Source organism: Rathayibacter sp. VKM Ac-2803 (assembly GCF_009807175.1).
Lineage (GTDB): Bacteria > Actinomycetota > Actinomycetes > Actinomycetales > Microbacteriaceae > Rathayibacter.
Genome location: NZ_WUCD01000001.1, coordinates 1,931,541 through 1,950,033, shown reverse-complemented (window position 1 = coordinate 1,950,033; position 18,493 = coordinate 1,931,541). Strand labels below are relative to the sequence as shown.

Sequence of the window (18,493 nt, the reverse complement as noted above, 5' to 3'; positions counted from 1 at the left end):
CTGAAGAGGTGCGGTGGTCAGTTCTTGAAGACGCGCTCGGTGATCGACTTCGAGCCGCGCCCGATGGCGAGCAGGCCCGACTGCGCGATCTCCTTGATGCCGTAGGGCTCGATCACGCGGAGGAAGGCGTTCGTCTTCCCCGAGTCGCCCGTGACCTCGATGACGAGCGCGTCGGTCGCGACGTCCACCACGCGGGCGCGGAAGAGGTTCACGGCCTCGAGCACCTGCGAGCGGGTGACGTTGTCGACGCGCACCTTCACGAGCAGGTGCTCCCGGTGCACCGACTGGTCGGGGTCGAGCTCGACGATCTTGATGACGTTGACCAGCTTGTTGAGCTGCTTCGTCACCTGCTCGAGCGGCAGGTCCTCGACGTCGACGGCGACTGTGATGCGCGAGAGGCCGTCGAGCTCGGTCGGTCCGACCGCGAGGGATTCGATGTTGAAGCCGCGGCGGGCGAAGAGCCCCGCGACACGGGTGAGCAGTCCCGGCTTGTCTTCGACGAGCAGGGAGAGGACGTGGTGGGTCATGCGGTCTACTCCTCGTCGTCCCAGGTCGGGCTGTGGTCCCTGGCGTACTGGACGTAGCTGTTCGAGACGCCCTGCGGGACCATCGGCCACACCATGGAGTCGCGGCTGACGACGAAGTCGATGACGACGGGCCGGTCGTTCGTGGCGATCGCGAGGCGGATGGCGTCGTCGATCTCCTCCGGCTTGGTGACCCGGATCCCGAGCGCGCCGTAGGCCTCCGCGAGCTTCACGAAGTCGGGGACGCGGACGGTGTCGTGCCCGGTGTTCAGGTCGGTGTTCGAGTAGCGGCCCTCGTAGAACAGGGTCTGCCACTGGCGCACCATGCCGAGCGAGGAGTTGTTGATCACCGCGACCTTGATCGGGATGTCGTTGATGGTGCAGGTGGCGAGCTCCTGGTTGGTCATCTGGAAGCAGCCGTCGCCGTCGATCGCCCACACCGTGCGGTCGGGCTCGCCGACCTTCGCGCCCATGGCCGCGGGCACCGAGTAGCCCATGGTGCCGGCGCCGCCGGAGTTGAGCCACGAGTTGGGGCGCTCGTACTGGATGAACTGCGCCGCCCACATCTGGTGCTGGCCGACTCCCGAGGCGAAGACTCCCTCGGGGCCGGTGATCTCGCCGATGCGCTTGATCACGTACTGCGGCGAGAGCAGCCCGTCGACGGGCTCCGTGTAGCCGAGCGGGAACTCCTCCTGGAGTCCCTTGAGGTAGCTCCACCACTCGCCCGTGTCGGGCCGGCCGGTGTCGATCGCCCGCGTGAACGCGTCGGTGAGGTCGGGCAGGACGTCCTTGAGATCGCCCACGATGGGCACGTCGGCCGTGCGGATCTTCGAGATCTCGGCGGGGTCGATGTCGACGTGCACGACCTTGGCCTTGGGCGCGAAGAGCGCCGCCTTGCCGGTCACGCGGTCGTCGAAGCGCGAGCCGAGCGCGAGGATCAGGTCGGCCTCCTGCAGCGCGAGGACCGCGGGGACCGTGCCGTGCATCCCGGGCATGCCCAGGTGCTGCTCGTGCGAGTCGGGGAACGCACCGCGCGCCATGAGCGTGGTGACGACCGGGGCGCCCGACGCCTCGGCGAAGGCCTTCAGCTCGGCCGCCGCGCGGGCGCGGATGATGCCGCCGCCGACGTAGAGCACGGGCTTCTTCGACTCGGCCAGCAGCTGCGCCGCGGCCTGGATCTGCTTGCCGTGCGCCTTGGTGACGGGGCGGTAGCCGGGGAGGTCGATCTTCGGCGGCCAGAGGAACGGCGCCTCGTTCTGCTGCGCGTCCTTCGTGATGTCGACGAGCACCGGGCCGGGGCGGCCGGTCGTCGCGATCAGGGCGGCGGAGGCGAGCGCCTGCGGGATGTCCTCGGGCTTGGTCACCAGGATGGAGTGCTTGGTGATCGGCATCGTGATGCCGACGATGTCCGCCTCCTGGAACGCGTCGGTGCCCATCAGCGTCGAGAACACCTGACCGGTGATCGCGAGCATCGGGACCGAGTCCATGTAGGCGTCCGCGATCGCGGTGACGAGGTTGGTCGCTCCGGGGCCCGACGTCGCGATGCAGACGCCGAGCTTGCCGGTCGCCGAGGCGTAGCCCTCGGCCGCGTGGCCGGCGCCCTGCTCGTGGCGGACCAGGATGTGGCGGATCTTGGACGAGTCCATCAGCGGGTCGTACACCGGGAGGATCGCGCCGCCGGGCAGGCCGAAGACGTCCTCGATCCCGAGCATCTCGAGCGAGCGGACGACCGCCTGCGCACCGGTGAGGACCTCGGTCGCGGGGACCAATCCTGGGGTCGCGGCGGGGCGGGGTGGCTGGGGCGTCGGTGCGGCGTGCACGGCGGACGGGTCCGGTGTCATGCGGGTGTCGATTCCTTCGAAACGGTGTTCCGCCGGAGCATCGGGCGGGGTGCGGGATGCGGCGGCGAGGAGGCGCGAATGCGCGGGTCGGCCAGTGCTGCCGGGGAGGACGGCACTGCCGGGGAACGGCTACCCGGTGGTGGCGCCGACGGCCGCCGAGCGGACGAGCTTGGCGTACTTGGCGAGGACACCGCGGGTGTAGCGCGGAGGGAGGGGCGCCCAGCCTTCTCGGCGGGCGGCGAGCTCGGAGTCGTCGACGAGTAGGTCGATCGAGCGAGCGGCGATGTCGACCCGAATCGGGTCGCCGTCGCGCACGAATGCGATGGGACCTGCGTCCACCGATTCGGGAGCTATGTGGCCGATGCACAGGCCGGTTGTGCCGCCTGAGAATCGTCCGTCGGTCAAGAGTAGTACATCCTTCCCGAGCCCCGCGCCCTTGATGGCGGCCGTGATGGCGAGCATCTCGCGCATCCCGGGGCCGCCCTTCGGGCCCTCGTAGCGGATCACGACCACGTCGCCGTGCTTGATCCGCCCCTCGGTGAGCGCGTCCATGGCCGCGCGCTCGCGCTCGAAGACCCGGGCGGGGCCCTCGAAGACCGAGGCGTCGAAGCCCGCCGTCTTGACGACCGCGCCCTCCGGGGCGAGCGAGCCCTTGAGCACCGTCAGCCCGCCGGTCGCGTGGATCGGGTTGTCGAGTGTGCGGATGACCTCTCCGTCGAGCGGCGCGATGTCCATCTCGGCGAGGTTCTCGGCGACCGTCTTCCCGGTCACCGTGAGGCAGTCGCCGTGCAGCAGACCCGCGTCGAGAAGCGCCTTCATGACCGCGGGGACTCCGCCGTGGCGATCGACGTCGTTCATGACGTACTTGCCGAACGGCTTGAGGTCGCCGATGTGCGGGATGGTGTCGCCGATGCGGTTGAAGTCGTCGATCGTGAGGTCGACCTCGGCCTCGTTGGCGATCGCGAGCAGGTGCAGGATGACGTTGGTGGAGCCTCCGAACGCCATGGCGACGGCGATCGCGTTCTCGAACGCCTCCTTGGTGAGGATGTCGCGCGCGGTGGTGCCGTTGCGGAGCAGCTCGACGACGGCCTCCCCCGACTTGCGGGCGAAGTAGTCGCGGCGGCGGTCGGCCGCGGCCGGCGAGGCCGATCCGGGCAGGCTCATGCCGAGCGCCTCGGCGACGCTCGCCATCGTGTTCGCGGTGTACATGCCTCCGCACGAGCCCTCGCCCGGGGCGAACGCGCACTCGATGCGCTTGGCGTCCTCCTCGGACATGATCCCGGCCTTGACGGCCCCGACCGCCTCGAAGGAGTCGATGATCGTGATGTCCTTCTCGGTGCCGTCCGAGAGCTTGACCCAGCCCGGAGCGATCGAGCCGGCGTAGACGAAGACGGCGGCGAGGTCGAGTCGAGCGGCCGCCATCAGCATTCCCGGGAGCGACTTGTCGCAGCCGGCGAGCATGACGGTGCCGTCGAGGCGCTCGGCCATCATCACGGTCTCGACGGAGTCGGCGATGACCTCGCGAGAGACGAGCGAGAAGTGCATGCCCTCGTGGCCCATCGAGATGCCGTCCGAGACCGAGACGGTGCCGAACTGCAGCGGGTACCCGCCGCCCGAGTGCACGCCCTCCTTGGCGCTGCGCGCGAGGCGCTCGAGCGAGAGGTTGCAGGGGGTGATCTCGTTCCACGAGGACGCGATACCGATCTGGGGCTTCTCCCAGTCGTCGTCGCCCATTCCGACGGCCCGCAGCATCCCGCGCGACGTCGTGGCCTCGATGCCGTCCGTGACGGTGCGCGAACGAGGCTTCCAATCGATTTCCGGCATGTGACGAGGCTACCGCCTCGCGCGCGCTCCTCCGGCTCTCCGGAGGCGGTGTCGATCGGTCGCAGACGCATCGTCGCAGTCCGGGACACGGGGCGTTCGTGACGGATCGGTACCGCGCGAGCACGGCGGCTCTCGATCGGTGCGTGCGTTCTCAGCGAAACCCGCGACGATCGCACCTCCGGCTCAGGAACCCGCCGCACAGTGATGTTCATGACCAGGCCTCGTGGTGTCCTCGTTCCGCTCGTCCGCACCGTCGTCGTCCTCGCCGCGGTCCCGCTGCTCGCGGGGTGCCGGGCCACCTCGGCCGGCGCGACGGACCCGTCCCCGACTCCGCCGTCCGCCGCGAGCGGCCGGGACGAGGGCGGCTCGACGGTCGACCGCAGTGACTCCGCGACCGAGGAGGCGAACCTGGCCGCCGTGCTCAGTCTCTACACGGAGGCGTTCCCCGATCCCGGGTCCTCGGAGGCTGCGGCGACGGCCGAGCGGGTCGTCGCCGCCGATGCGGTCGCGCACGGCTCAGGTCGGCAGGCGGGGCCGGGCGGACTCCTCGCAGAGTTCACCGCCGACCGCGGCCGGGTCCCGGGAGCGCAGGCGGTCGTCAAGCGCACCGCCGCCGACGGTGAGCTCGTCGCCGTGCACTACCAGGTGGCGTCCGATCCTGCCGACGAGCGGACCGGCGAGGCGGCGGTCGACCTGTTCCGCCTGGAGGGCGGCACGGTCGTCGAGCGCTGGTCCTTCGACCAGCCGATCGCGACCGGCACTCCGGCCAGCGGCAATACCAACACGATGTTCAGCGACCTCTACGACCCTCCGGCACCGGCGGTCGCTCCATCGGAGACGGAGGAGGAGAGCAACCGCGTGCTCGCCGTGAACGCCTACGACACGCTCTTCCGCGACCAGGACGTCTCGATCCTCGACACGGCGTTCGACCCCGCCTACCTCCAGCACAACCCGGTCGCTCCGAACGGGACGGAGGCCTTGAAGTCGCTCTTCTCGGGGTCGGCGACGTTCCCGCCGCAGGAGTCGGTCGTCTCCCTCGGCGACGGCGACCTGGTCTGGACCTTCTCGCAGAGCGTGAGAGCGGAGCCGGGCGACCCCGTCCTGGCGGCGGACGTCTTCCGAGTCGACGACGGCCTCATCCGCGAGCACTGGGACGTGGTGCCGGCGGCCGGCTGAGTCCGGAGCGAGGCCCGCTAGTCGGTCGCCGAGCGGAACTCCGCCAGCAGCGACAGCGCGTGCGCGACCTGCTCGGGGCCGCGGACGCGGTAGCCGGCCGAGGTCGTGCCCTCGCCGCTCTTGATGCCGACGTCGCCGGTGCGCATGACGGCGAAGGCGTCCTCGTCGGTCACGTCGTCGCCCGCGTAGAGCACGGCCGTCGCGCCGGTGTAGCGGCGGAGGTGCTCGACGGCCTCGCCCTTCGTGGTGGAGCGGACCGAGAACTCGAGGACGTTCTTGCCCTCGCGGACGTGGACGCCCTCGACCTCGGCGCGCGCCTCCGAAAGGGCGACGACGTGGGCGACCCGGCTGTGCCGGTCGGTGGCGAGGCGGGTGTGCAGGGCGAAGCCGGCGGGCTTGTCCTCGATCCAGACGTTGTCGATGCCGCGGGCGATGCCCTTCAGCACGTCCTCGAGCACGTCGACCCTGGCCTGCTCGGAGGGGTCCAGGCGCACGGCGTCCTCGTCGGGGTCGAGACGGATCTCGACGCCGTGCGAGCCGACGAGGAGGGCCTCGTCGGGGAGCTGCGCGACCTCCTCGAGGCTCTCGAGCGCGCGTCCCGAGACGAGGGCGACGCGGGTTCCGGGCAGGGCGAGCAGGCGGAGCACGGCCTCGCGCGCCTCGGGGAGGGCGCGGGCGTGCGCGGGCTCGTCGACCTCGGGTGCCAGCGTGCCGTCGAAGTCGAGGGCGACGAGGAGCCGCTCGGTGGCGGCGAGCTCGCGCAGGGCGACCACGAGACGGTCCGGGACGCCGGGCTGGTGCGGCACACCGGGCACGGGGATCACGGTGCTCATCGCGCGTCCTCCGCCTCGCGGGCGACCGCGGCGAGGCCGTACGCGGCGTCCTGGTCGTGCTCGGCCTCCTGGCCGAGCGGCGCCTCCTGGCCCCTCGCGGCCGGACGCACGTCGAGCTGCTGACCCTCGGCGTGCTCGGCCAGCGCGGCGAGGAAGCTGGCGGACCAGCGCGCGACGTCGTTCTCGAGGACGCGGCGGCGCAGCGCCCGCATCCGCCGGGTGCGCTCGACCTTCGGCATCCGAGCCGCCGCCTCGATCGCGTCCTTGAGACCCGAGATGTCGTGCGGGTTGACCTGCACGGCCTGCTTGAGCTCGTCGGCGGCGCCGGTGAACTCGCTCAGCACGAGCACGCCGTCGTTGTCGAAGCGGGAGGCGACGTACTCCTTGGCGACGAGGTTCATGCCGTCGCGCAGGGCCGTCACGAGCATGACGTCGGCGGCGAGGTAGAGGGCGACCATCTCCTCCCGCGGGTAGCCGTGGTGCAGGTAGCTGATCGCCGGATTGCCGATGGTGCCGTAGTCGCCGTTGATGCGGCCGACCTGCAGCTCGATGTCGTCGCGGAGCTGCTTGTAGGTCTCGACGCGCTCGCGGCTCGGGCTGGCGACCTGCACGAGGACGGCGTCGTCGGTGCTGAGCCGCCCGTCGGCCAGCAGCTCGCCGAAGGCCTTCAGACGGTGGCCGATGCCCTTGGTGTAGTCGAGGCGGTCGACGCCGAGCATGACCGTCTGCGGGTCGCCCAGGTCGTGGCGGATCTGCCGCGCGCGCTCCTGGATCTCGGGGCTGCGCGCCATCTCCTCGAAGGAGGCGGCGTCGATCGAGATCGGGAAGTGCCTGGCGACCACCGGCCGCACGCTCGCCCCTCGGCGGGAGCGGTTGACGCGGCGGGTGCCGCTCACCGCCTCCTCCTCGACCGGGACCTCGACCACGGTGCTGCGGGTGTCGTAGCCGAGCAGCCGGCGGACCGCGCGGAGGAAGCTGCCCGCGTCGCCCTGGCGCTGGAAGCCGATGACGTCGGCCCCGAGCAGCCCCTCGACGATCTGCTTGCGCCACGGGAGCTGCGCGAAGATGCCGTAGGGCGGGAACGGGATGTGGTTGAAGAAGCCGATCGTCACGTCGGGCCGGAGCTCGCGGAGCATCTTCGGCACGAGCTGCAGCTGGTAGTCCTGCACCCAGACGACTCCGCCGTCCTCGGTCACCGCGGCGGCCGCCTCGGCGAAGCGGCGGTTGACGCGGACGTAGGCGTCCCACCAGTCGCGGTGGTAGGTGGGCGGTGCGATCACGTCGTGGTAGAGCGGCCAGAGCGTGTCGTTCGAGAAGCCCTCGTAGTAGTCCTCGAGCTCCTGGGCGCTGAGGGCGACGGGCACGATCTGCACCCCGTCGTTCTCGAAGGGCGCGACCTCCTCGTCGGCGACTCCTGGCCAGCCGACCCAGGCGCCGGCGTTGGCGTGCATCACCGGCTCGAGCGCGGTGACCAGGCCACCGGGCGAGGTCTTCCACGAGGCCGTCCCGTCCTCGGCGACCACGCGGTCGACGGGGAGGCGGTTGGAGACCACGACGAACGCGTTGCGGGGTGCCGCGGCGTTCTCGAGAGGGTCGGAGGCAGTGTTCGGAAGAATGGTGTTCCCCATCGTCGGTCGAGCCGTCTCTTACGGGCCGAGGCTAGCAGCCCCTCCCGGACGACTGCCGGGTATCAGGCCTGCGTGAGAGCGAGCGCGAGCACCGCTCCGCCGACGGTCGGGACGACCGCGACGAGGCCGAGCAGCGCGTACTGGCGCCACGAGATGCTGACGCCCAGGGCGGTCAGGCGCTGGTGCCAGAGCAGCGTCGCGAGGGACGCCCACGGAGTGATCAGCGGCCCGGCGTTCACGCCGATCAGCAGCGCGACGAGGCGCACCGGATCCGACGCGACCGGCTCGAGGGCGAGGTAGGCGGGCAGGTTGTCGACCAGGTTCGCCGCGACCGCTCCCGAGCCCGCCAGCCGGAGCAGATCGCCGACTCCGCTCCCCTCGCCGGCCACCACGGCGAGCGCCGTCCCGAGTCCGAGCTGGTGCGCCGCCTCCATCGCGATGAAGAGGCCGGAGGCGAAGACGACCAGCTGCCAGGGCAGGAGCGACCAGCGCAGCGCCCCGCGCCGGCGCACCGCGAAGAGCACCACGAGGGCGAGGGCGGCCACCGCCGCGGGGATCCACACCTCGAGCCCCGAGACGAGCGCGGGCAGCAGCAGGGCGACGACGACTCCCGCGCCGAGGAGGAGGACGCGGTCCTCGACCGGGGTGCGGACGCCCGCCACGTAGCGGCCCGCCAGCTCGCGGCGGTAGCGGACGGCCAGGATCAGCACGGGCACCGCGGCGGCGACGAGCGCGGGCAGGGCGGTCAGGGCGGCGAACGCGAGCGGGCCGTCGACGCCGAGCCGTCGCTCCGCGAGCAGGTTCGTCAGGTTGGAGACGGGCAGCAGGAGCGAGGCGCAGTTCGCCAGCCACACCGTCGCCATCGCGAAGGGCAGCGGAGAGACCTTCACGTGCGCCGCGAGCAGCACCACCACCGGTGTGAGCAGCACCGCCGTGGTGTCGAGAGAGAGGAACACCGTGCTGACGATCGCCATCGCCACCACCAGGAGCCACAGCCCCGCTGTGCGACCGCGCCCCCAGACCGCGGCGCGCTCGGCGACCACGGTGAAGACCCCCGCCTCCGAGGCCAGCTCGGCCACGACCGTCACGGCGACGACGAACGCGAGGATGGGAGCCGTGCGCTCCACCAGCTCGCCCAGCGCGTCCAGCTGGAGGACGCCCGTGACGACGGCGACGCCTCCGAGCACGAGGAGCACCGCCCCGATCACCGCCGTGCGCATGACGTACCCGTTCCTCTCGGCGCCGACCGTCGTCGGTGGCGGTCCACCGTAGCGGGCCGAACCACCGTGCGGTGTCAACCGTCCCTGAGAGCCCGATCAGCCCGCTAGCGTCGTCATGAACACGGGAGGCAATCGATGCGCAAGTTCATCCTCAACTCGAGCGTCATCAGCGCGATGGTCGGCGGCTGGTCCATTCTCCAGACGACCCGCAAGGGTCCGCGCGACTGGCGTCTGGCTCTGCAGTGGGTCAGCTGGGCGATCGCCGTCGCGGTCGCACTCGGCTCGGTCTCGTACGACTCCAAGGAGCTCGCGAAGGAGTCGAAGGGCAAGAAGCGCGACCGCTGAGCGGCCGCTCCCCCGCCCCCTGACGCGCCGCGTGCCGCGGCCGCGGCGTGTCAGCCCGGCTCGTCCCCGTGACCCGGCGACACTGGTGTCCATACCGCCAGGTGCACGGGAAACGGGGTTCGTCATGAGGTTTCATCTGAGGCGCCGCCAGCCGGCCCCCGAGGTCGTCGCGGCTCCCGCGCTCACGCAGGACGAGCTCTTCGCCGTCGTGCACGAGCGCCTCGCGGCGTTCGTCGGAGCCGAGGGCGCCTGGGTCGTCACCCGTCGCAGCCACGACGACCGGGATCCGATCTTCCACGGCATGCTCGCGCGCTCGCTCGCACACGAGCTCTCCTCCGCGATCCAGGCGCAGCAGCTCCGCGCCGGCGTGGAGGCCACCTCGAGCCCGATCACCGAGGCGATCCCCGTGATGACCGCGTCGACTCCCCCGGTGACCGCGACCGAGCCCGCGGCCCTGACCTGGGACCCGCAGCCGATCGCCGTCTGGGCCGATCCGGCGCAGTCCGAGCGCGCCGACGCCCCGGCCGCCGCCGACTCCGCCCGCTGAGCCCGCCGTCGCCGGGTCACGCGTCTTCAGTAGCAGGACGGCGTCCCGCCGCCAGCATGCTGATCGAGTAGCCCGCGCCGCGGGCGTATCGAGATCCACGTCCTTCAGACGGTGAGGGCAGACGCCTCATCGGCTGAAGCTGGTGGGTCTCGATACGCCCCTGCGGGGCTGCGGGCTCGACCAGCATGCTGGCAGCGGGCGCCGCTCCTGCGGGCAGTGCCGGGCGGCGACGTCGCCGGTCAGACGGTCGGCCAGGCCTCGGGGCCGCGGCTGCCGGCGGCGTAGTCGTCGAGGGGCACGGCGTCCGAGCGCCACGCGTCGATCGCGGGCTGCACGATCCGCCAGCACTCCTCGGCCGCGTCGCCGCGGACCGAGAGCGACGGGTCGTCGTCGAGGATCCCCGAGATGACCTCGCCGTAGGCGAGCAGCTCGCCGGCACCGAAGGTCGCGTCGAGCGAGGCGCGCTCGAGCGAGTAGGGATCACCCGGGCCGTTGATGTTCAGCTCGAGCGACATCTGGTCGGGAGCCAGGAACAGCCGCAGCACCGAGGGCTCCTCGGTGCCGTGGAAGCCCGCCGGCAGGTGCGGCACGGGCTTGAAGCGGATGACCACCTCGCGGCGGCGCTCCCCCAGCGCCTTGCCCGAGCGCAGCGTGAACGGCACGCCCGACCAGCGCCAGGTGTCGATCTCGACGGTCAGCTCGGCGAGGGTCTCGGTGCCCCGCTCGGGGTCGACGCCCTGCTCGTCGACGTAGGCGGGCAGCTCCCGGCCGTCGATCGTGCCCGCGGTGTAGCGGGCCCGGCGCGAGCTCTCCGCGGGGTCGTCCCCGAGGAGGCGAGTCGCCCGCAGCACGATCCCCTTCGCGTCGCGGAGGTCGGCCGCGTCGAGCGTCGACGGCGGCTCCATCGCCACGACGGCGAGCACCTGCAGGAGGTGGCTCTGGATCATGTCGATCATCGCACCGGCGCCGTCGTAGTAGCCGGCGCGCCCCTCCAGGCCGAGCTGCTCGTCGTAGACGATGGCGACGCTCTCGATGTGCTCGGACGACCAGAGCGGCTCGAGGATGCGGTTGGCGAAGCGCAGCCCCAGCATGTTCATCACCGTCGCGCGCCCGAGGAAGTGGTCGACGCGGTGGATGCGGTCCTCGGGGACCAGGGCCGCGAGCCGCTCGTTGAGCGCGCGGGCGCCGGCCTCGTCGGTGCCGAACGGCTTCTCGAGAGCGAGCACGGTCCCCTCCGGCAGCTCGTGCTCTGCCAGCGCGTCGCACGCCTTCGCGGCGATCGCCGGAGGCAGCGCGAAGTAGACGGCGACGGGGCCGTCGCAGCTCGCGAGCAGGTCGGCGAGCGCCTCCGCATCGGTGACGTCGATCTGCTGGTAGCGGGTGCCCGCGACGAGCTGGTCGATACCGGTGCCGGTCGACTCCTCGGTGCCGAACGACGCGGAGACCACCTCGTGCCAGTGCTCCTGGGTCCAGTCCTCTCGACCGGCGCCGACCAGCTGGAGGCGGCGCTCGGGCTCGCGGGTGAGCAGCTGCCCCACAGCGGGCAGCAGGAGGCGGGAGGACAGGTCCCCCGTCGCGCCGAGGATGAGCAGCGTGGAGACCGATTGAGGCATGCGGCTCACCCTAGAGGGCTCTCGCAGCGCGTCTCTCGGCCTTGACTGGGAGACCACGGTGTCCGCCCGACATGCAGGCGCGTCCTGAGAGGATCAGCCCATGGTCTCCCCGATCGAGGACTACGCCGTCCTCTCCGACTGCCGCACCGCCGCCCTCGTCTCCCGCGACGGCGGGATCGACTGGCTCTGCCTCCCCCGCTTCGACTCCGCCTCGATCTTCGGTGCGCTGCTGGGCGGCGACGACCAGGGCCGCTGGTCGCTGCGTCCGCTCGAGGCCGATGCCACCGTCGAGCGCCACTACCTGGGCGAGACGCTCGCGCTGGTCACGCGCTGGACCACCTCCACCGGAGTCGTCGAGGTGCTCGACGTGATGCCGCTGCGCGACGAGCGCGCCGAACTGGTCCGGCGCGTCCGGGGCGTCTCGGGCACGGTGCGGATGCGCCAGGAGCTGCGCATCCGCTTCGACTACGCGCGGACGCTGCCGTGGGTGCGCCAGGAGGGCACGGACGAGGATCCGCTGCTCGTCGCGGTCGCCGGCCCCGACGCGGTCGTGGTGCGCGGCATGCGCCTGACGGCCACCGACCATGTGCACTCCGCCGAGTTCGACGTGGCCGCGGGCGAGACGGTCGACCTCTCGATGGCCTGGTTCCCGTCGCATCGCCGGGCCCCCAAGCGGCTCGACGTCGACAGCGCCCTCGAGCGCACGATCTCGTGGTGGAGCACGTGGGCGGAGTCGATCCGCTACGACGGACCGCACCGCGAGGCCGTCGTCCGCTCGCTGCTCACCCTCCGCGCCCTGACCGACGACGAGACCGGCGGCATCGTCGCGGCGGCGACCACCTCGCTCCCCGAGCAGTTCGGCGGGAGCCGCAACTGGGACTACCGCTACGTGTGGCTCCGCGACGCCTCGCTGACGCTGCAGGCGCTGCTCGCGCACGGCTTCGAGCAGGAGGCCGAGAAGTGGCGCGCGTGGCTGCTGCGCGCGGTCGCGGGCGCCCCCGAGGACGTGCAGATCATGTACGGGCTCGCCGGCGAGCGCGATCTGCTCGAGCGCACCATGCCGAGCCTGGCCGGCTACGACGGCGCCTCGCCGGTGCGGATCGGCAACGCGGCGGTCGATCAGTACCAGGCCGACGTCATCGGCGAGGTCATGGTCGCGCTGCACGAGGCGCGGCTCGCGGGGGTCGACGAGACCGAGTTCTCCTGGCCCCTGCAGCGGGCGCTGCTCGGCTACGTCGAGGACAACTGGCAGCGGCCCGACAACGGCATCTGGGAGATCCGGGGCGAGCCCCGGCACTTCACCCACTCGCGGGTGATGATCTGGGCGGCGCTGGATCGAGGCGTCCGCGCCGTCCGCGAGTGCGGGCTCGAGGGTTCCCTCGAGACGTGGGAGGCGCTGCGCGATCGGGTGCGGGCCGAGATCGAGGCGCAGGGCTTCGACGCCGACCGCGGCCACTTCGTGCAGTCGTACGGATCGAGCGAGGTCGACGCGTCGCTCCTGGTCCTGCCCATGGTCGGCTTCGTCGAGGCCGACGATCCGCGGATGCTCGGCACCGTCGCCGAGCTCGAGCGGGTCCTGCTGCAGGACGGGCTGCTGCACCGCTACCGCACCGAGTCGTCGGTCGACGGACTCGCCGGCGGCGAGCATCCGTTCGTCGCGTGCTCGTTCTGGCTCGTGCGGCAGTACGCGTACTCGGGCCGGATCGACGACGCCCAGGCCCTGATGACGCGGCTGGTCGGGCTCTGCAACGACGTCGGGCTGCTCTCGGAGGAGTACGACGTCGAGCAGTGCCGGCACGCGGGCAACACCCCGCAGGCGCTCTCGCACCTGGCGCTGGTGCAGGCGGCCGACGCGATCGCGGCGAACCGATGAGCGCGCGTCGCCGGCGCCGGCCCCTCCGCCTCGTCCTGCTGATCGTGGGCGGGCTCCTGGCGGTCGCGGTGCTGGGCTTCCTGACCTGGTCGTCGATCGTGATGGGCCCCGACGAGGAGGCGCTCGCGGGCGTCCGCACGGACGCCGGCGTCAGCGTCGAGCGCACCCCCTCGGCGATCGTGATGACGCCGACCGCCGCCTCCTCCAGCAGCGATCTGGCCGGGACGGGTCTCGTCTTCGTCCCGGGCGCCAAGGTCGACGCGCAGTCGTACGAGGCCACACTCGCCCCGCTCGTCGACGAGGGCGCGACGGTGGTGATCACCCGTCCGATCCTCAACCTCGCGTTCTTCGACCTGCGCTCGCTCGAGAGCTTCACGCAGCAGGCCGACTGCGTCGACCGCTGGCTCGTCGGCGGGCACTCGCTCGGCGGCGTCAAGGCGTGCCAGTGGGCCGAGGATCCCGAGGTGGCGGGGCTCGTGCTCTTCGGGAGCTACTGCGCGAACGACCTCTCCGAGTCCGGGCTCCCCGCCCTGAGCGTCAGCGGCTCGGAGGACGGCCTGAGCACCCCCGCGAAGGTCGACGCCGCCCGCGACCAGCTCCCGGCCGACGCCGACCTGGTCGAGATCGACGGGGCGAACCACGCCGACTTCGGCTGGTACGGCCCGCAGCCCGGCGACGGCACGGCGACGATCAGCCACGAGGAGGCGGACCGCGCGATCACCGACGCCGTCACGGAGTTCCTCGCCGGCCTCGCTTGACCTCGAGTGCACTCGAGGTCGTAGGTTGACGCCGTGTCCACCAGCCGAACCGCTCCCGAGCGGACCGATGACAGCGCGCTCTCGATCTCGGAGGTCGCCGCCGTCACCGGTCTCACCGTGCACACGCTGCGGTACTACGAGCAGGCGGGGCTCATGCTCGACGCGATCGAGCGCGCCTCGTCCCGTCACCGCCGCTACCGCCCCGCGGACATCGGCTGGGTCGACTTCCTGACCAGGCTGCGCTCGACGGGGATGCCGATCGCGCGCATCCGCGAGTACGCGGAGCTGGTCAGGATCGGACAGGACAGCGAACCCGAGCGCCTCGCGCTCCTCCAGGCGCACCGCGCCGACGTGGAGGCGCAGCTCGCCCGGACGCACGCCAGCCTCGTCGCGATCGACATCAAGATCGCCGCATACCAGGAGAGGACCACCGCCCCATGAAGACCATCACCCTCGGATCCGGCCCCGCCGCCCTCCACGTCTCGCGCCTCGGCCTCGGCGCCATGGGCATGTCGGCCTTCTACACCGGAGCCGGCACCGACGACGCTGAGTCGATCCGCACGATCCACCGCGCCCTCGACCTCGGCGTCACCTTCGTCGACACCGCCGAGATCTACGGCCCCTACACGAACGAGGAGCTGGTCGGCCGCGCGCTGGCCGACCGCCGCGACGAGGTGGTGCTGGCCAGCAAGTTCGGCATGATGCTCCACCGCACCACGGGCGAGCGCGGTCTCGACGGCTCGCCCGAGAACCTCCGGCTCGCGGTCGAGGGGTCCCTCCGCCGCCTCGGCACCGACCGGATCGACCTCTACTACCAGCACCGGATGGACCCGGGCGTTCCGGTCGAGGACACGGCGGGCGCCTTCGCCGAGCTGATCCAGGAGGGCAAGATCCTGGCCTACGGCCTGTCGGAGGCGGCACCCGCGACGATCCGCCGCGCGCACGCCGTCCACCCGGTCACCGCCCTGCAGTCGGAGTACTCGCTCTGGACCCGCGACCCCGAGGCCGAGGTGCTCCCGGTGCTGCGCGAGCTCGGCATCGGCTTCGTGCCCTACTCCCCGCTGGGCCGCGGCTTCCTCACCGGCGCGATCCGCTCGGTCGACTCACTCGGGGCGGACGACTTCCGGCGCGACAACCCGCGCTTCGCAGGCGGCGCGCTCGAGGCGAACCTCCGGATCGTGGAGGAGGTCGACCGGGTGGCCGCCGAGGCGGACGCGACCCCCGCCCAGGTGGCCCTCGCCTGGCTGCTCGCCCAGGGCGACGACATCGCCCCGATCCCCGGCACCAAGCGGGTGTCGCGGATCGAGGAGAACGCCGCGGCCGACGCGCTCGAGCTCACCGACGAGCAGCTCGCCGCGCTCGGTGCGGTCGAGGCGCCGGTCGGCGACAGGTACGCCGACATGTCGTCCATCGGGCGCTGAGCGGCCGGGCCGATCGGCCTGCGCTACTCCTTCTTCGGAGTGTCGCGCAGGTCGATCAGGCCCGTGAACAGGGCGCCGCGCTCGTCCGATGCGCGGTCGCCCGAGAACAGGTTGTCGGGCGACGAGTGGGCGTGCGTGCGGGGCGCGACACCGCCGGCGCTCCGCTCCTCCGCCTGCTGCATCTCGACGCGCTGGCGCGGGAGGGCGACGGGGTCGCTCTCGTGCAGCCAGGTGACGAGCCGCTCGCGGACGTAGCAGCGCAGGTCGAACAGCGTGGGCGCGTCCTTGGCGGTCACGAGCACGCGGATGCGGACGTACCCGCCGACGGCGTCCGTCACCTGCAGCACGCTCACGCGCTGGTCCCAGAGGTCGGTCTCCTCGAGGATCCGGTGCAGCTCCTCCCGCATTTCGTCGGGCCGCACGCGCCAGTCGAGGTCGAGCTCGACGGCGCCGAGCAGCTCGGATCCGGTGCGGGTCCAGTTCTGGAACGGCTGGGTGGTGAAGTAGTTGGTCGGCAGCACGAGGCGGCGGTCGTCCCACAGGTGCACGACGACGTAGGTCAGCGTGATCTCCTCGATCCGCCCCCACTCGCCCTCGACGATCACGACGTCGTCGAGGCGGATCGCGTCGCTGAAGGCGAGCTGCATCCCCGCGAAGATGTTGGTCAGGCTCGACTGCACAGCGAGGCCGGCCACGATCGAGAGCACACCGGCCGAGGCGAGCACGCTCGCTCCCGCGGTCCGCGCCTCGGGGAAGGTCAGGAGAGAGGCTCCGAGCGCGACCACGACGACGGCGGCGACGGCCACCCGCCGGATGATCGTCATCTGCGTGCGGAGGCGTCGAGCGCGCCGGTTGTCGGCGGTGTCGGTGCGGTAGCGCTCGGCGCCGAGATCCTCGAGGAAGACGAAGAGCGCCCCGACGAGCCACGCCGCCGCTCCGATCGTCGCGATCTGGAAGATCCGGTCGACCAGACCCGGCCAGACCTCGCCCGACACGGTCGCGGCGAGCGCCACCCAGACGGCGATCGTGATCAGGAGCACCCGGAAAGGGATCCGCACGCGGCGGATGAGCAGGCGCGCCCAGGTCTTGCGCTTGCCGATCGAGCGGACGACGAGCGCCACCAGAGCGGTGACGACGACGGCGACGACGACGGCGATGACCACGGCCAGCGCGATCGTGCCGATCTCGGAGAGGACGTCTTCGGGCATGAGTGCCTTTCGTTCGGCGTGGCCTGCGTGGGGGTGCCTGCAGAGAGGCGATCCGGAGCTCGACGCTGAACGACGAAACGCCCGACTCGGCGATGATGCCGGGGCGAGCGTTTCGGAGGGTGCACCCCCTCGGACTTGAACCGAGAACCCACTGATTAAGAGTCAGTTGCTCTGCCGATTGAGCTAGAGGTGCGTTCGGACCGGCGAACAGTGCATGCCGAACCGAGGGATAACACTAGGTGACTCCCGCGCGGTTCGTCAAATCGACGGGCCGGCGGCGGTGCCGGGGTCCTCGAGAGCCCCGCCGGTATCGTGGAGCCCGTGACTCTCGACGACGACCTCCGCCTCGCCCTCCGTCTCGCCGACGCCGCCGACGCGATCTCCCGCGAGAGGTTCCGTGCTCTCGACCTCGTCGTCACCACCAAGCCCGACCACACGCCCGTGACCGACGCCGACCGCGCGGTCGAGGAGGCGATCCGCGGGCTGCTCGACGCCGAGCGCCCCGACGACTCGATCCTCGGCGAGGAGTTCGGCACCTCGGGCGGCGATCCCCGGCGGCAGTGGATCCTCGATCCGATCGACGGCACCGCCCACTTCCTGCGCGGCGTGCCGATCTGGGCGACGCTGATCTCCCTCGCCGTCGACGGGGTGCCGGTGGTCGGAGTCGTCTCCTCCCCCGCGCTCGGCAAGCGCTGGTGGGCGGCGACGGGATCGGGCGCGTGGGTGCTCGACGGCGCGGAGCCGCGTCGCATCCGCGTCTCGCAGGTCGCCGATCTCGCCGACGCGACCTTCAGCTACAACAGCATCCAGCAGTGGGACGGAGCCGGCCGCCTCGAGCAGCTCCTCGAACTCGCCCGCTCGGTCTTCCGCGATCGCGCGTACGGCGATGCCTGGGCCTACATGCTCGTCGCCGAGGGCCTCATCGACGGCGCGGGCGAGTTCGACGTGAAGCCCTACGACCTGGCGGCGCTCGTGCCGATCGTCGAGGAGGCGGGCGGCCGGTTCACCTCCGTCGACGGCGAGCCGGGGCCGTGGCACGGCAGCGCCCTCGCGACCAACGGCGTCCTGCACGACACCGTGCTCCGCATCGCGGCGCGCCGATGAGGCGGCGCACCGGCGCGCTGATCGCGGTGGCGCTCGCGCTGCCCCTCGCGGGCTGCTCCTCCGTGGTCGGCTCCGGCGCTCCGGAGGCGGTGCGCGACGAGGGCGGAGTGGTGGTGACCGCGGGCGTCGGCGACGCGTTCTCGGTCCGCAAGGGCGACTGCCTGCTCGAGCCCGACGACGATCGCGTCGCCGACGTCGACCTCGTCCCCTGCGCGGACGTGCACGACCTCGAGGTCTTCCACGCCTTCGCGCAGCCCGGCGCCGACTACACCAGCAGGAACACGCTCCTCGCCCAGGCCGAGGCCGCCTGCGAGCCCGAGTTCCCGCCCACCATCGGGATCGCCTACGGCGACTCCGCCCTCGAGTACCGCAGCTTCGTCCCCTCCGAGGTCAGCTGGCGCCACGGCGACCGCACCGTCTTCTGCGCGGTGTTCGACCCGACCACCGGACCCGCCGCGGGCAGCCTCTTCGGGGCCGCCCGCTGATCACACTCTTCGCGGGACGCTCTCGAGTCCAGCGCTGCTGAGAGGCGAACGACTTCTGCGGGGCTAGGACTGCGGCGCGAGCACGGAGAACCT

At 71.8% G+C, this 18,493-nt stretch carries 17 protein-coding genes and 1 tRNA gene; 9 read left to right on the top strand and 9 right to left on the bottom strand.

What is annotated here, in order from left to right; translation table 11 throughout:
- Positions 1 to 17: 17 nt before the first annotated feature.
- The 3 genes from ilvN to ilvD all read right to left on the bottom strand — a co-directional run bounded on the left by ilvN (position 18) and on the right by ilvD (position 4,189).
- Positions 18 to 527, bottom strand: a complete 510-nt coding sequence (gene ilvN / locus GRS96_RS09020) for an acetolactate synthase small subunit (RefSeq protein WP_055793566.1) — start codon at positions 525 to 527, stop codon at positions 18 to 20.
- A 5-nt stretch (positions 528 to 532) separates the two neighbouring features.
- Positions 533 to 2,365 carry an acetolactate synthase large subunit gene (locus tag GRS96_RS09015; protein ID WP_159988301.1) on the bottom strand — a complete coding sequence of 611 codons (1,833 nt, stop codon included), beginning with the start codon at positions 2,363 to 2,365 and terminating at the stop codon, positions 533 to 535.
- Positions 2,366 to 2,494: 129 nt separating this feature from the next.
- Positions 2,495 to 4,189 carry a dihydroxy-acid dehydratase gene (gene ilvD / locus GRS96_RS09010; protein ID WP_159858921.1) on the bottom strand — a complete coding sequence of 565 codons (1,695 nt, stop codon included), beginning with the start codon at positions 4,187 to 4,189 and terminating at the stop codon, positions 2,495 to 2,497.
- A gap of 210 nt (positions 4,190 to 4,399) precedes the next feature.
- On the opposite strand from ilvD, the gene GRS96_RS09005 reads away from it, so the two are divergent.
- Positions 4,400 to 5,365 carry a nuclear transport factor 2 family protein gene (locus GRS96_RS09005; protein WP_204162062.1) on the top strand — a complete coding sequence of 322 codons (966 nt, stop codon included), beginning with the start codon at positions 4,400 to 4,402 and terminating at the stop codon, positions 5,363 to 5,365.
- 17 nt (positions 5,366 to 5,382) lie between these two features.
- On the opposite strand, the gene otsB is transcribed toward GRS96_RS09005, so the two are convergent.
- The 3 genes from otsB to GRS96_RS08990 all read right to left on the bottom strand — a co-directional run bounded on the left by otsB (position 5,383) and on the right by GRS96_RS08990 (position 9,046).
- Positions 5,383 to 6,198 carry a trehalose-phosphatase gene (gene otsB, locus GRS96_RS09000; protein ID WP_159988299.1) on the bottom strand — a complete coding sequence of 272 codons (816 nt, stop codon included), beginning with the start codon at positions 6,196 to 6,198 and terminating at the stop codon, positions 5,383 to 5,385.
- Positions 6,195 to 7,826, bottom strand: coding sequence for an alpha,alpha-trehalose-phosphate synthase (UDP-forming) (locus GRS96_RS08995; RefSeq protein WP_159858912.1), 1,632 nt, complete (start codon positions 7,824 to 7,826; stop codon positions 6,195 to 6,197). Before GRS96_RS08995 ends, otsB begins: the two co-directional genes overlap by 4 nt.
- A 62-nt stretch (positions 7,827 to 7,888) precedes the next feature.
- Positions 7,889 to 9,046 (bottom strand): SLC13 family permease, encoded by a 1,158-nt coding sequence (locus tag GRS96_RS08990; RefSeq protein WP_159988298.1) that lies wholly within the window; start codon positions 9,044 to 9,046, stop codon positions 7,889 to 7,891.
- A 135-nt stretch (positions 9,047 to 9,181) separates the two neighbouring features.
- Here GRS96_RS08990 and GRS96_RS08985 point away from each other — a divergent pair, with 135 nt between their 5' ends.
- Together GRS96_RS08985 and GRS96_RS08980 are read left to right on the top strand one after the other, a co-directional pair.
- Positions 9,182 to 9,391, top strand: a complete 210-nt coding sequence (locus GRS96_RS08985) for a hypothetical protein (protein ID WP_056042160.1) — start codon at positions 9,182 to 9,184, stop codon at positions 9,389 to 9,391.
- 124 nt (positions 9,392 to 9,515) lie between these two features.
- Positions 9,516 to 9,938 (top strand): hypothetical protein, encoded by a 423-nt coding sequence (locus GRS96_RS08980; protein WP_159988297.1) that lies wholly within the window; start codon positions 9,516 to 9,518, stop codon positions 9,936 to 9,938.
- Between the two features lie 239 nt (positions 9,939 to 10,177).
- Here GRS96_RS08980 and GRS96_RS08975 read toward each other — a convergent pair whose 3' ends face one another.
- On the bottom strand, positions 10,178 to 11,551 hold the full coding sequence (locus GRS96_RS08975; RefSeq protein WP_204162061.1) for a glucose-6-phosphate dehydrogenase: 1,374 nt from the start codon (positions 11,549 to 11,551) through the stop codon (positions 10,178 to 10,180).
- A 100-nt stretch (positions 11,552 to 11,651) separates the two neighbouring features.
- Between GRS96_RS08975 and GRS96_RS08970 the strand changes: the two genes are divergently transcribed.
- The 4 genes from GRS96_RS08970 to GRS96_RS08955 are packed head-to-tail and all read left to right on the top strand — an operon-like array spanning position 11,652 to position 15,603.
- Entirely contained in the window at positions 11,652 to 13,424 is a 1,773-nt protein-coding gene (locus GRS96_RS08970) for a glycoside hydrolase family 15 protein (protein ID WP_159988296.1), read from the top strand.
- Positions 13,421 to 14,182, top strand: a complete 762-nt coding sequence (locus GRS96_RS08965; RefSeq protein WP_159988295.1) for an alpha/beta hydrolase — start codon at positions 13,421 to 13,423, stop codon at positions 14,180 to 14,182. The genes GRS96_RS08970 and GRS96_RS08965 overlap by 4 nt, the downstream gene beginning before the upstream one ends.
- A gap of 33 nt (positions 14,183 to 14,215) precedes the next feature.
- Positions 14,216 to 14,623: a MerR family transcriptional regulator gene (locus GRS96_RS08960; protein WP_159988294.1), complete on the top strand. Its 408-nt coding sequence runs from the start codon at positions 14,216 to 14,218 to the stop codon at positions 14,621 to 14,623.
- A complete protein-coding gene (locus GRS96_RS08955; protein WP_159988293.1) occupies positions 14,620 to 15,603 on the top strand; it encodes an aldo/keto reductase in 984 nt (327 codons plus the stop codon). The genes GRS96_RS08960 and GRS96_RS08955 overlap by 4 nt, the downstream gene beginning before the upstream one ends.
- A 23-nt stretch (positions 15,604 to 15,626) precedes the next feature.
- On the opposite strand, the gene GRS96_RS08950 is transcribed toward GRS96_RS08955, so the two are convergent.
- The gene (locus GRS96_RS08950) at positions 15,627 to 16,811 is read right to left on the bottom strand and encodes a mechanosensitive ion channel family protein (protein WP_159988292.1); all 1,185 of its coding nucleotides are present in this window, start codon (positions 16,809 to 16,811) and stop codon (positions 15,627 to 15,629) included.
- 120 nt (positions 16,812 to 16,931) lie between these two features.
- Positions 16,932 to 17,004: transfer RNA gene (locus GRS96_RS08945), tRNA-Lys, on the bottom strand.
- 128 nt (positions 17,005 to 17,132) lie between these two features.
- Between GRS96_RS08945 and hisN the strand changes: the two genes are divergently transcribed.
- Together hisN and GRS96_RS08935 are read left to right on the top strand one after the other, a co-directional pair.
- Positions 17,133 to 17,915, top strand: a complete 783-nt coding sequence (hisN, locus tag GRS96_RS08940) for a histidinol-phosphatase (protein ID WP_442966612.1) — start codon at positions 17,133 to 17,135, stop codon at positions 17,913 to 17,915.
- Positions 17,912 to 18,400, top strand: a complete 489-nt coding sequence (locus GRS96_RS08935) for a septum formation family protein (protein ID WP_159858882.1) — start codon at positions 17,912 to 17,914, stop codon at positions 18,398 to 18,400. The genes hisN and GRS96_RS08935 overlap by 4 nt, the downstream gene beginning before the upstream one ends.
- Positions 18,401 to 18,493: the final 93 nt, after the last annotated feature.